Here is a 12,421-nt window from a genome sequence, read left to right on the forward strand (position 1 = left end):
CGGCGGGTTACAGGCCATGTTGCAACTTCAGCCGTAGCTGGAGTTTCTTAGCCTGCTTGAACGCCTCCTTGAGCATCAGCCGGTGCAGTTCGTTCAGGGTATCGGGATCGATGCGATTGGTATCGTCCGGGTCCTCCGCCAGCAGTTGCTGGCGGAAGCGGAAGCGCTGGATCAGATAGAAAGATTCCACCTCGCCAGCCACCTGTTCGGCTGACAGATTGAGGGGTTCCGCCACAGCCCGCAGGCGGTCGCCTGTGCTGGTTGCCCAGACCCCGTACATCAGGCTCCAGATCCGCGCCGCGTCGACAAACGGCCGCGCCCCGAACCGTTTCAGGTCGATGCTGTGGGGGTGCTCCACGCCACCGTCATAGACAAAACCGCCGGTCCAGCCCAGCGGTGGGGCACAGGTCAGGGCCTCCTCCGCCAGGGCGCGCAGGAAGCGGGGGTGTTCCGGAGGTTGCGGCAGCAGCCAGTTGCGCAGCTCGTCCACCAGTTCATAGCGCCCGTACAACGGCCGGAAATCGAAAAAGATGGTGCTGTTCAACAGTGCCTTCGGGTCGGGCGTGCGCATCCAGGCGCTGAAGCGTGACTGCCACTCTTCCAGACTCAGGCACCAGGCCGGATTACCCGCCATGATGCCGCCCCGGCAGAGGGTGAAGCCACAGGCATCCAGACCCTTGTTGACGGTACGGGCAAAGGGCAGAAACGCCTCCCGCAGTTCTACGGCGGCGTCGGCGTCATCCGCCTGGAACACCAGACCGTTGTCCTGGTCGGTGGCGAAGGTCTGCTCCAGCCGTCCCTCGGAACCCATCACCATCCAGCACCAGGGTACGGCGGGCAGGTCGAACTCATCCTCGATCAGTTCGATTACCCGCATCACTACCAGATCATTCAGGGCGGACATCCAGTGGCAGATGGCCTCGGCACTCATGCCGCCGGTGAACAGTTCACTGCCTCGTTGACGGATGGCGCTGGCGGCCTGCGCCATTTGCCCCACGTCCATGGCGGCGGTGACCGATTCGGCCAGCAGATCGGCCCCGCCGCCGCGCAGGCCAAACAGGTCGGCACGGGAGATCACGTTGTAGAGGCGGCCGCCGGGCTCCAGCAACACGATATGCCGGATGCCCCGTTTCGCCATCAATACGGTGGCCCGGTGTGCCGGGGCGTCGGCCGGCAGGCTCAGGGGTGCGGCCGTCATCATGCCGGCGACCGGTTCATCCAGGCCGCCACCATCCAGGGTAATGGCATACACCAAGTCATTCAGGGTGACGATGCCGAGCGGCAGTTGCTCCTGGTCATCCACCACCACCAGGGTGTCGGCCTGTCGCTGGTTCATGCCGGCCAGGGCTTCCCGTACCGTGGCGGAGGGGGGCAGGGTCAGCGGTGGGTGCGGGGCCAGTTGGCGCAGTGGACCTTCGACAAAGCCGGGTCCGGATGCCTGGCTGTAGGCGCCGCTCATTCCGAGACTTGCTTCTTTGTCATTATCCATAGCGGGAAGGCCTCATTATTTTGCCTGTGGTTCCAGTAACGCCTTTACCCGGCTGACCAGCTCCCGGGTCGAGAAGGGTTTGGTGATGTAGGCATCGGCACCCAGCGCCAATCCCTTCTCTTTCTCTGCGTCACGCCCCTTGGCGGTCAGCATGACGATGCGGACATCCGCCAGTGCCGGGTCCTGCCTGACCGCTTCACATACCTGAAAACCGTTTAGTTTCGGCATCATGATGTCAAGCAACACCAGGTCCGGCGGGCTGTTTTGGATCTGTCGTAGCCCCTCTTCGCCGTCATGGGCTACCGATACCTTGTAGCCTTCCCTCCGTAATAGGTAATCAACAGAGATGGCGATGTTTTTTTCATCATCCACGATCAGTATATGTTGGCTCATCATTTGGTCCTGTGTCGCCTGCTGGCAGCCCATTGCCGCTTTTTGGCATAGTGAAATAGAAGATAGCACCCTTTCCTGAGCGGCTTTCGACCCACAGGCGGCCGCCGAAGTGTTCGATGATCTGGCGACTGATCGGCAGACCCAATCCGGTGCCCGTGGGATTGGTCAGGCCATCGTCGTCACCACGATGGAATTTATCAAATATGATCTCCTGGTGCCCCGGTGTGATGTCGGGTCCGTTATCCGCCACACTGACCTGATAGTGCTCCTTACTACTCTCCAGGGTGACAGAGACCTTGCCGCTACCGGCGGGAACAAATTTGACTGCGTTGGAGAGCAGGTTGAGCATCACTTGCAACAGTCGGTCACGATCTGCCCAGACCTGGAAATCGCCCTTCGGGATGTTTATTTCAATCACTGCGCCCTTGTCGCGGAATAGCTGTTCAGTGGCCGCGATAGAGTGCTGAATCAATTCTGCGAGATCCACCTCACCCGGGGTCCATTCGCCACACCCGGCTTCGATCTTTGCCAGGTCCAATACCTGATTGACCAACCGGGTCAGACGCTCGGTTTCACTGACGATGATACCGAGAAAACGCTTCCGGTCATCCAGTTGAATGTCGGGGTCATCAAACAGCATCTCTGAAAACGCCCGGATAGAGGTCAGCGGGGTACGCAGTTCGTGACTGACCGAGGACATGAAGTCATCTTTCATCTGGTCCAGTTCCTGTAGCCGGGTATTGGCTTCGCGCAGTTCGGCGGTGGCGGTTTCAAGCTCCCGGGACTTTCTCTCGAGCTCCTTGCTGTAGGCGCGGATACGCGAGGCCTCATCCAGAATACCCATCACCTCGTCGAGGCCCAGGGGCTCCTCCTGTGCGACCGAGGCGACCATGACCCGGGCAGAGGCGCTACCGATGGCGCCGGTGAGCAGGGTTTCGGCGAAATGCACCGTCTCGGCATCCGCCGGCTGTCCCGGTTCAAGGGATTTGCCCCGGTTACGGGAGAATTCGGCAAACGCCGTATCCACGTTGTGGGGCCCCAGGAAGCGACTGGCCAGCCGCTTTAATTCCGCGATATCGGCATTGCCGCGCCACAGGCCGATGGCCGGTTGATCATATTTCATGGCATCCACAAACAGGCTGGCCTGGGCGGTCTCCTCGGCATTTGGTGGTTTCACCAGGGAGACCGTCAGGTAGGCGCCGATATTCGCAGTGAGGCTCCAGAACAGGCAGTGGCTGATCTCGTTCATTCCCTCCAGGCCAAACAGGGCCTGGGGTTTCAGCAGTTCGATACCGAACGGACCGTATTCAAGAAATGCCGAGGGCAGCCAGCCGGACTTGGCAAAGGACGGTATCAGCAGGGTATAGAGCCAGATACTGAAACCGGCGCCCAAGCCGGCCAGGGCGCCCGCCTGGGTGCCGCCTCGCCAGTATAGGCCGCCGAGCATGGTGGGGGCGAACTGGGCCACCGCGGCAAAGCTGATCAGGCCGATGGAGACCAGTGCATAGGCCTCCCCGGCGACATGGAAATAGGTGTAACCGAGCAGCAGGATGCCGAAGATTGCCCCGCGTCGAACGCGCAGTAAAACCTTGGTGAGATCCGCGGGCGCCTTTCGGGTACGCCAGTAACGCAACAGTGCCGGCATCACCAGGTCGTTGCAGACCATGGTGGAGAGTGCAATGGTCTCCACGATCACCATGCCGGTGGCCGCCGACAGCCCGCCCAGATAAGAGAACATGGCGAGCCACTCCTGGCCGTGGGCGATCGGCAGGGTCAGCACGAAGGTGTCGGCATCAACACCGCCGCCAGGAAACGCCAGCTTACCTGCCAGGGCGATGGGCAGAACAAAGAAATTGATCAGTAACAGATAGAGCGGAAACAGCCAGACAGCACGTGACAAATGTTGCTCACTGCTGTTTTCAACCACCGCAACCTGGAATTGTCGTGGCAGCAGTATCACCGCCATGGCGGCGAGAAATGAGAACGAGAGCCAGTTCTGGTCGGAAACGGTTGAAGACCTCAGCATGGGCTGTAGCAGGCCTGCTCCCTGCGCCTGCCGCATAATATCGGCAAACCCGTGGTAAACACCATAAGTGACGAAGATGCCGACCGCGGTCAGGGCGACAAGTTTGACAATCGCCTCAAAGGCGATGGCCGCCACCATCCCTTCGTGCCGTTCACTGGCATCGAGGTGGCGGGTACCGAACAGGATGGTGAACAGTGCCAGTGTCAGGGCCACGTAAAGTGCGGTGTCCTGCCATATAGGCAAGGCCTCTGCATGTGCCGGCATGGTGATATCGGGATAGTGCATCAGGATGGTGAAACTGTTGGAAATTGCCTTCAGCTGTAGCGCGATATAGGGCACCACGCCGACCACGGCGATCACCGTAACCAGTCCCCCCAGCAGGTGGCTTTTGCCGTGGCGCGATGAGATAAAGTCGGCAATTGAGGTGATGCGCTGGGACTTGCTTACCCGAATCATCTTCAGCAGCAGAAATACCCAGAACGCCGCCCCCAGGGTGGGCCCCAGGTAGATCGGCAGGAAGCCAATGCCGCTCTGCACGGCACGACCGACACTGCCGTAGTAGGTCCAGGCGGTGCAGTAAACCGCCAGCGACAGGGCGTATACCGTGGGGTGGGCGATCACCGAGCGGCCCTGATCGGCGCGCCGGTCGGCCCAGTAGGCGATGGCAAACAGCAGACCGAGATAGACAAACGAAATGAGAATGACCAGCGGGCCGCCGAGCATCATTTCTGACTGCCGATAATCAGGGACATGGCGATGATCAGCAGGGCCCAGACGGTGAACAGGTAGAGATAAATGAGGGGGATACCGAACCAGAACTCCGGCCGGTCGAACAGGGATACGATGGGTGAAAACAGCAGCAGCATGCCGGCCAGAAACACCGCCAGCAGTCGTTGACTGGTCAGAATCGCCCGCCGCATCCGAGCCCCCTCGTTAGTGACTTTTATTCACTTGAGTATAGGATAAAGAAACGGACTGGAGTTGCAATACAGGCGGACCGAATTGATCAAGCCGCCGTGCCAGCTTTGTAGGTTGGGGTGAGCGGAGCGAACCCCAACATCATGGCGTACACGCATGAATTTCCGTTGGGGTTCGCTCCGCTCACCCCAACCTACGTGCTGATGAGGTCGCCGTACCGGGGAATGCGGATTGATTGTCGGATTACGCTGCTGCTAATTCGACCTACGGTCTAGCGGTTTCGGGTGCGGTGAACGTGGATTGATTGTCGGATTACGCTGGTACTAACCCGACCTACGGCCGTAACCATGGTAGGTCGATGAGATGGCCTCCTCCCCCCCGTACCGGCGTCGATGCGCCATGATGGAAGAGAACCAACCATCAAAGGTGGAGGAGAAGGCCATGAAACAGCTTATGACAATCGGTTTGGATTTGGCAAAGCATACCTTTTTCATGATAGCACTGAATAGTGCAGGTCAGCGGCAATGGCGTAAGAAGCTCCGTCGCAAGCAGCTGCTGAGCCACTTTGTCCAGCACCCCCCATGCCGTGTGGCGATGGAGGCCTGCGCCGGCGCCCACTACTGGGCCAGAGGGTTACAGCAACTCGGTCACACGGTGGTGCTACTACCCCCGCAGCACGTGAAGGCCTACCTGCGCGGGCAGAAGAACGATTACAACGATGCTGAAGCCATCGCGGAGGCGTGTCTGCAGGGACGGATTCGACCAGTGCCCCCCAAAACGCTGGAGGAACAGGACCGGCAGAGTTTCCACCGGATACGCCGGCAGCTGATCATTGAGCAGACCCGGCTGATCAATCAGGCGCGGGGCCTGTTGAGCGAGTACGGGGTGGTGCTCCCGCCAGGACGCGAGCACTTCGCCCGCGCGGTGACAGGGGTGCTGGAAGATGCGCAAAATGGCCTGACTGCCCGGATACGCGAGTTGATGGCCCGCGGCATGGCCCGTTATCGCGCCCTGCGCGAGGAGTTGGCTTGGTATGACGGGCAGCTCAAGCAGCAGGTGAAGGAGGATGAGGTGTGTCAGCGGCTGATGAGTATTCCGGGATTCGGGCCGGTGGTGAGTAGCGTATTTCGCAACTGGCTGGGGGATGGCCGGCAGTTTCGTCGGGGCCGTGACGTATCGGCCGCCCTGGGGATTGTCCCGCGCCAATACAGTACGGGGGGTAAGCCGCTGTTGCTGGGGATCACCAAAAAGGGGGACAAAATGTTGCGATCATTATTGATTCATGGGGCACGCTCAGTGGTCATGCATGCCGACAAGAAGACGGATGCCTTGAGCCGCTGGATACAGCGTCTGGTGCAACGGCGCGGTTTCAACAAGGCCGTGGTNGCCCTGGCCAACAAGCAGGCACGCATTGGCTGGGTAGTGGTCACGCGTGGCGAAGTTTATCAGACACGGCCTGCATGAGGCGGACGCAGTAGCGGGGATGCCTCCCCGGATAGGGATATCGCGTAGCAGGCACCTTTCCACGGGTTGCGAGGGCGATTTGGAGTCGATGACACAACAGGTCAAACCGGCGTACTGAAAACCTGGCTAACGCGACGGCATCGCATGCCGATAGGTCGATAAGGACGGTACGCACGTATGCTCATCAAGGCCAGAGGCGCCAAGGCCTCATCAACAGGCCGGATATACGGCAGCTAACCTGTCCCTGCCATCAACGAGAAAAAGCCTTGCAAAGGGGGAGGAGACCATATACGGGCTAGCCGACAAAACTGGCTAGCGCGCCCCGATCAGTTCGATCGGATAGCCGTCCGGGTCCTCCACAAAGGCAATGATGGTGCTGCCGGCATTCATCGGCCCGGCATCGCGCAGGATTTTGCCGCCCTGGGCCTTGATCTGCTTGGTGGCCTGATAGACATCATCCACTTCGATGGCGATATGCCCATAACCGTTGCCCAGGTCATAGCTGTCGACGCCCCAGTTATAGGTCAATTCGATCACGCTCTGTTCCGACTCGTCGGCGTAACCGAGGAAGGCGAGGGTGAATTCGCCCTCCGGATAATCCTGCTGACGCAGTAACCGCATCCCCAGGATCTGGGTATAGAAGTCGATCGACTGCTGCAGATCGCCGGTACGCAGCATGGTGTGGAGTATTCTCATCGGTCTCACCTCTGGGTTGTAGTGGTTGGTTTGATTATCGCGCCCGATCCTGCCGGGGCAAGGGATTTTCCAGCTCTTCCCGCAATCGGATCGGGGTGTGGTTTTCCGGGCTGGCGCCGCTGACGTCGGCATAGAAGTCGCGAATCCGCTCCATGTCAGCCGGGATATTACCCGTCGGCATAAAGCAGAGACCGACACGGGCGGTCTTGCTGGAAAAATCCAGGGAACCGCACAGTAGCGGTACACCCGCCGCCCGGGCAATACGGTAGAAACCGGATTTCCAGTATTCGCGCCGGCCTCGGGTGCCGTCCGGGGTGATGGCCAACACCATACGGTCGGCCGCCTGGAGCTGTTGCGCCAGTTGCTCGGCGACGCCGGCCGGGTTGGAGCGATCCACGCCGACCCCACCCAGCCAGCGCATGATGCCGCCATGGGGCCATTGGAACAGCGTATGCTTGCCGACCCAGGTGATCCGTACCCGTAGCAGATAGGTGACGGCGATGCCGACAGGAAAATCCCAGTTGCTGGTATGGGGTGCCCCGATCAGCAGGAATTTTCCACCCGGGGGAATTTCGCCTTCCACCTTCCATCCCAGCAGGGTCAGCACCAGCCGTCCGATCCAGTAGCTGATCAGGCTGGTGGGCTGGCAATCATGGGTGATACGGGAACTGCGCACGGGCTACTCTACAGGATCCTGGAAATGTCCAGTTGGTCGGCGTTTATCCAGGGACCCGGACATAGGGGTGGGGGCTGATGCACGGGTCACTCGTCGATAGAGCCCAGATCAAACCGGACCCCCTGACTGGTGACTCCGAGATGGCTGTGGCCATCCTGCCTGAACAGTTCGCCAATATCCACCAGTGTCATGTAGACGTTGCGGCTGATCAGTGCGTCCAGGTTGTCGCGGAAATGAATATAGGGGCGCGGTTCGCCGTTTGTGGGGTCAAACTCCACCCGGATCGGGTGCTCCGCATCGGCCACCACCTGTTCGCCCAGGTTGGTGGTGAACAGCAGGCTGGGCTGTGGCTCTGTGATCTGCTCCACCTGCACTGCCACGAAGGGGGCGTCATCCACCCGAATACGCATCTTCTCGGCCGGGGTGAGCAGATAGTATTCACCGTCCGCTTCGCGCCGCAACACCGAGGCGAACAGTTTTACCAGCTGCTCGCGCCGGAGTGGACTGCCCTCGTGATACCAGATTCCATCGCTGGCGATGCGGATATCGATATCGCCGCACAGGGACGGATTCCACGGTTGTCGGGCGGCGCTGTTGGCTTCCCGGGTTTTGATCTGATCAAGGATGTCGTCGAGTCTGGGCATGGTTGTCTGTGGTTGCCGATATCGAATGGATTATCTCAAAGAATAGCCGAGACCGGGAGCCGGAACTGATCCCATCAACAGCGGTCGGAGTCTGGCCACCTCCATATCAAGGGAAAAGTTCACAGGACTTGCCGGTTTGTCTCCGGCCCTGATGGAACCCCAGTGATACCGCTCAAAGTTTGCGGCACAGCAGGGTGGCATTATCGGGACAGAGGTGTGTGAACTCGCGGGTGCGGCGAATGCTGTCCGGTGCCGCATCCCGGGCGATGGCAAAAAAGCCCAATCGCTTGAAATACTCAGCGGCGTCGGTGGTCAGCAGATAGAGTGCCATGGCGCCCTGCGCGGCCGCGGCTTGCTGGATATGACTTACCAGTTGCGCCGCCAGTCCCCGGCCCCGGTATTCGGGTCGCACCATCAGGGAGCGCAGCAAGGCATCGGTTGCGTGCAGCTCGACCCCGGCCACGCCAGCCGTCTTGCCATCCATTTCGATCAGGTAGAAGCGGGCCAGCGGGTTGTCACCGATATCCTCAATCGGCAACCCGGCGGGTTGCAGCAGTTGCCTGACGATATTGAGATCGGGTGCGGGTATGATGTGCATCGGTTGTACCTGTTTCTTTTGTCATGAGTGTAGATGGCCCGTTCCCGGGTCGGAAGGCCTGTTTGCAACGGGCGCCGCTCCTGCCGATATTTGCGCCCTGAACGGCCCTTATGGTTTGGCCAAATTGTTTTATATCTTGAGATTTTGTTATGCCGCAATGGTTGAATCTATGGCGACGGGAAGCCGTTCCCACCCTGTTGCTGGCTGCTCCCCTCGTGGTGGCGCAGTTGCTGCAGGTGGGGATGGGCTTTATCGACACAGTAATGGCGGGGCGGATCAATGCATCGGTGCTGGCGGCGGTCGGTCTGGGCTCTTCGCTCTGGGGGCTGATGCTGCTCGCCTGTATTGGCTCGACGCTGGCTATTTCGCCCCTGGTGGCGCATCTGAACGGAGCCGGCAATGACCGGGCGATTGCCGCCGAGTTCCAACAGGGACTCTGGGTAGCGGTCCTGGTCGGGGTGGTTGCGGTGCCCCTGACCTATGGCATGGCGGCAGTCCTGCCGCTGCTGGCGATCGATCCCGAGATCGCTCCCCTGGCCGGTGACTATCTCCGGGTCAGTGCCTGGGGCATGCCGGGACTCTGTCTCTATCTGGCTCCCCGCTATCTGAATGAGGGGTTGAGCAACACCACGCCGGTGATGCTGATCCAGTTCCTGCTGCTGCCGCTGAATATTCTGGGCAACTACCTGTTCATGTTCGGCGCTTTCGGCTTCCCGGCCATGGGCGCCGCCGGGGCCGCGCTGTCGACTGCCATCGGCCTCTGGTTGGGGGCGGTGATGATGTTCCTCTATCTTGTCCGCAGCCGGCGCGTGCGGCACCTGTCGCTGTTTGTGGCATTCTCCGGTCCGCGCCTGAAAGAGATCTGGCGCATACTCAAGCTGGGTTTGCCGATCGCCGTCTCCATCATCATGGAAGTGGGTATGTTCAGCGCCGTGGCGATCCTTATGGGCAGCCTGGGCAAGGTGGAGATGGCGGCTCATCAGATCGCCCTCAACTATGCCGCCATGATGTTCATGCTGCCGCTCAGCATTTCCCAGGCCATCACCATCCGGGTTGGTCATGCCGCCGGTGCCGGGGATCTCCCGCTGGCGATTATCCGTGGCCGGCTGGGCGTGGTCATGGCGGGCGGCATCATGGCGCTGTCGGCCACCCTGCTGCTGCTGTTTCCGCAACTGATCGTGGCCCTCTACACCAGCGACGTCGCCGTGGCCGAGATGGCCATGACCCTGCTGTTCGCGGCGGCCCTGTTCCAGTTTTCCGATGGACTGCAGGTCTCCGCCTCCGGTGCACTGCGCGGACTGAAAGACACCGCCGTGCCCATGTTCATCACCATGTTCGCCTACTGGGTGATCGGCTTCCCCGCCGCCTGGATCATCGGTATTGAGTGGGGTGTCGGTCCGCAGGGTCTGTGGGGAGGGCTGGCGGTGGGCCTGACCACCGCCGCGTTATTGCTGAACCTGCGCTTTTATCTGTTGGGTAGGAAGAAGTGTTACAGCGCTGCCGCACAGCGCTAGTTGTCTGCAAACAGCCAGGCCCGACAGACTCCTAGGAGTTTGTCGGGCTTGACCGATCGTAGCGAGGGAAAGCCGATTTGAGACAGATTTTTTGATCTTTCGAGGCGAATAGTGGACCTATTCAACGAGGAAGATCGGAAAATATGGCCAAATCCGGCTTTTCCGCAGTAGATCAGTGTTAAGTCCGGCAGACTCCTAGAGGCTCTTGCCGTCAAACACCTTGCTCTCCAGGCTAAAGGGATCGACTCCGTCGATACATCCCAGGTTGACCCGGAAATGGCCGGGCATGCGCAGGGTTTCGTTGAACGGGTAGATACCGCACTGTTTGCAGAAGTAGTGCTTGGCCACGCCGCTGCCGAACTTGTAGAGGGTCAGCGCACCCGGCTTGGCGTCTATCTGCAGATCCCTGGCCGGGATGGTGAAGTCGGACATCAGTGCCCCTTTGCGGATGCAGATGGAGCAGTTGCAGTGCAGGCCGCCGGTGATCTCGTCGTGCTCGAAGGAAAAACGGATATCACCACAGTGACAGCTGCCGTTATAGGTGGTCATTCACGGGCTCCCCTGGATTATGTTTGTTCTGGTGGAATCGGACGCTAATTGTATTGGATCAATCATCTGTTTTAGTGCATGTGCTAGGATTCACTACGGGAGTGCCGGTTTCGGCACTGACTGAAGTATAGCCGGCAAGTCGTGATGGTCCACTGAGTGATCAACCAGGTCGTGTTGGGCGGGCCTCGACTGAACGGCTTTTGGAGTATGGCACGATGTCAGAGTCTGTTTTGGAGAAGCGCGATCAGATTATCGCGGCACTGGATTATCCCCGGCTGCTGATGGAGCGGGAGATCAAGCGGCGGGCCTGTCCCGAGCACTATCGGTTCAATGAGCAGGTGGCGGAGTGTAACGAGTGCCTCTATATCCTCGAGTGTCAAAGTTACAGCAAGCAGCTGGCGGCGCCGACGCTCAAGCGGGCATCATCCAGCGAACTGCTGCGGATGCTGCGGTTTGGTTTTGAGTATGTCAGTTATCAGTTGAACCGCCAGGATCATGATACAGCGCAGTGTGAATGTGACCAGTGCGTCTGGATCAGGTCGGTAGCACCGCTGCTTGATGCAGCCGCCGCTTGAACACAGCACTGATCGGCTGACCGCACAGTGTCAACGGGGTTGGTGTTTGACTGCCTGACCCCGCCCGCAGTCTCCTCTGGTCCTCCCCGTGTTGGTACCGATGCCCCGCTGTCATTGCCGATTGAACAGCCGTCTCGACCAGTGCTCCGGCTGGCCGCTTTCCAGACGGTTGGCGGCATGCCGTTTCCAGCCCGTCGAGAGAGTCTTGTGTTCGGCCAGCAGTTCCAGGTCCTCGCGGCAGAAAGGCCGGTTGTAAAGGATGTCCAGGCAGGTGTGCACCGACAGATTGGAGCTGGAAAGTTCATGCAGTTTCAGGCTGTCATCGGGATCGACCAGGCCTTGCTGCAGTACCCGAAACAGCCAGCCGGTGCGTCCCGAGGTCTGCATGATGAGCGACATCTGGGGATAACCGAAACGGATATTCAGCTTGTGACAGGGTGAACGGGGCTGGCTGACCTGCAGCACCGCCTCTCCCAGGGTAAAGATATCGCCGATATTGATCTGTTCTTCGTTCAGACCGGTGTCGGAGAGATTCTCGCCAAAGGCTCCGGCAACGAGCGGAGTGGCCGCAGGTGGCAGTTCCATGGCCTGCCAGAACTCGTCCCAGTAGGCGTAGTGTTCCCTGGGATAGTAGTGCAGGGCACGTTCCAGTCCGCCGTGATGGCGCTGGTCCTGTTGCTGGTCGCCCGCCAGACCCTCCAGGCCACAGTGCAATGGACCGTTGATTGGCTGTTTGTCAATGGCGCTCTCGGTGCTGCTGTCCAGCGGCGCCGTGGTTCCGATGAATATCAATGTGCTCATAACGCCTGTAACCGTGGGTTTATGGTAATCGAATGTACACCAGCCATAGCGTCGTAACCGGCGACGGATCAGGGGCAG

The 12,421-nt window shown here is 59.8% G+C and carries 13 protein-coding genes; 3 read left to right on the forward strand and 10 right to left on the reverse strand.

All coding sequences use genetic code 11. The annotated features are described in order from the left end of the window. Positions 1–7 precede the first annotated feature (7 nt). Genes A3GO_RS0119730 through A3GO_RS0119745 form a run of 4 tightly spaced genes read right to left on the reverse strand, consistent with a single transcriptional unit; the run spans position 8 to position 4,828 of the window. Entirely contained in the window at positions 8–1,489 is a 1,482-nt protein-coding gene (locus A3GO_RS0119730) for a DUF294 nucleotidyltransferase-like domain-containing protein (protein ID WP_245621801.1), read from the reverse strand. A 15-nt stretch (positions 1,490–1,504) separates the two neighbouring features. Continuing rightward, positions 1,505–1,882 (reverse strand): response regulator transcription factor, encoded by a 378-nt coding sequence (locus tag A3GO_RS0119735; RefSeq protein WP_029134859.1) that lies wholly within the window; start codon positions 1,880–1,882, stop codon positions 1,505–1,507. Continuing rightward, the gene (locus A3GO_RS0119740) at positions 1,854–4,634 is read right to left on the reverse strand and encodes a sensor histidine kinase (RefSeq protein ID WP_335340065.1); all 2,781 of its coding nucleotides are present in this window, start codon (positions 4,632–4,634) and stop codon (positions 1,854–1,856) included. Before A3GO_RS0119740 ends, A3GO_RS0119735 begins: the two co-directional genes overlap by 29 nt. After that, the gene (locus tag A3GO_RS0119745) at positions 4,631–4,828 is read right to left on the reverse strand and encodes a hypothetical protein (RefSeq protein ID WP_029134861.1); all 198 of its coding nucleotides are present in this window, start codon (positions 4,826–4,828) and stop codon (positions 4,631–4,633) included. The genes A3GO_RS0119740 and A3GO_RS0119745 overlap by 4 nt, the downstream gene beginning before the upstream one ends. Before the next feature lie 451 nt (positions 4,829–5,279). Between A3GO_RS0119745 and A3GO_RS0119750 the strand changes: the two genes are divergently transcribed. Further along, positions 5,280–6,290: an IS110 family RNA-guided transposase gene (locus A3GO_RS0119750; protein ID WP_470406616.1), complete on the forward strand. Its 1,011-nt coding sequence runs from the start codon at positions 5,280–5,282 to the stop codon at positions 6,288–6,290. A gap of 312 nt (positions 6,291–6,602) precedes the next feature. On the opposite strand, the gene gloA is transcribed toward A3GO_RS0119750, so the two are convergent. The 4 genes from gloA to arsN2 form a co-directional block, all read right to left on the reverse strand. Then, the gene (gloA, locus tag A3GO_RS0119755; protein ID WP_029134863.1) at positions 6,603–6,986 is read right to left on the reverse strand and encodes a lactoylglutathione lyase; all 384 of its coding nucleotides are present in this window, start codon (positions 6,984–6,986) and stop codon (positions 6,603–6,605) included. Between the two features lie 34 nt (positions 6,987–7,020). Continuing rightward, positions 7,021–7,662: a lysophospholipid acyltransferase family protein gene (locus A3GO_RS0119760; RefSeq protein ID WP_245621802.1), complete on the reverse strand. Its 642-nt coding sequence runs from the start codon at positions 7,660–7,662 to the stop codon at positions 7,021–7,023. A gap of 86 nt (positions 7,663–7,748) precedes the next feature. Beyond that, on the reverse strand, positions 7,749–8,306 hold the full coding sequence (locus A3GO_RS0119765; protein ID WP_029134865.1) for a DUF1285 domain-containing protein: 558 nt from the start codon (positions 8,304–8,306) through the stop codon (positions 7,749–7,751). A gap of 172 nt (positions 8,307–8,478) precedes the next feature. Continuing rightward, positions 8,479–8,904 (reverse strand): arsenic resistance N-acetyltransferase ArsN2, encoded by a 426-nt coding sequence (gene arsN2 / locus A3GO_RS0119770; RefSeq protein ID WP_037376136.1) that lies wholly within the window; start codon positions 8,902–8,904, stop codon positions 8,479–8,481. Positions 8,905–9,053: 149 nt separating this feature from the next. On the opposite strand from arsN2, the gene A3GO_RS24740 reads away from it, so the two are divergent. Beyond that, a complete protein-coding gene (locus tag A3GO_RS24740; RefSeq protein WP_051302692.1) occupies positions 9,054–10,418 on the forward strand; it encodes an MATE family efflux transporter in 1,365 nt (454 codons plus the stop codon). A gap of 195 nt (positions 10,419–10,613) precedes the next feature. Here the strand turns inward: A3GO_RS24740 and A3GO_RS0119780 are convergent, their stop codons facing one another. Continuing rightward, positions 10,614–10,967: a GFA family protein gene (locus tag A3GO_RS0119780; RefSeq protein ID WP_029134867.1), complete on the reverse strand. Its 354-nt coding sequence runs from the start codon at positions 10,965–10,967 to the stop codon at positions 10,614–10,616. Between the two features lie 215 nt (positions 10,968–11,182). On the opposite strand from A3GO_RS0119780, the gene A3GO_RS0119785 reads away from it, so the two are divergent. After that, complete coding sequence (locus tag A3GO_RS0119785; RefSeq protein WP_029134868.1) at positions 11,183–11,542, forward strand: hypothetical protein; 360 nt, start codon at positions 11,183–11,185, stop codon at positions 11,540–11,542. A 111-nt stretch (positions 11,543–11,653) separates the two neighbouring features. On the opposite strand, the gene A3GO_RS0119790 is transcribed toward A3GO_RS0119785, so the two are convergent. After that, positions 11,654–12,343 carry an MOSC domain-containing protein gene (locus A3GO_RS0119790; RefSeq protein ID WP_029134869.1) on the reverse strand — a complete coding sequence of 230 codons (690 nt, stop codon included), beginning with the start codon at positions 12,341–12,343 and terminating at the stop codon, positions 11,654–11,656. Positions 12,344–12,421 lie beyond the last annotated feature (78 nt).

Source organism: Sedimenticola selenatireducens DSM 17993 (assembly GCF_000428045.1).
Lineage (GTDB): Bacteria > Pseudomonadota > Gammaproteobacteria > Chromatiales > Chromatiaceae > Sedimenticola > Sedimenticola selenatireducens.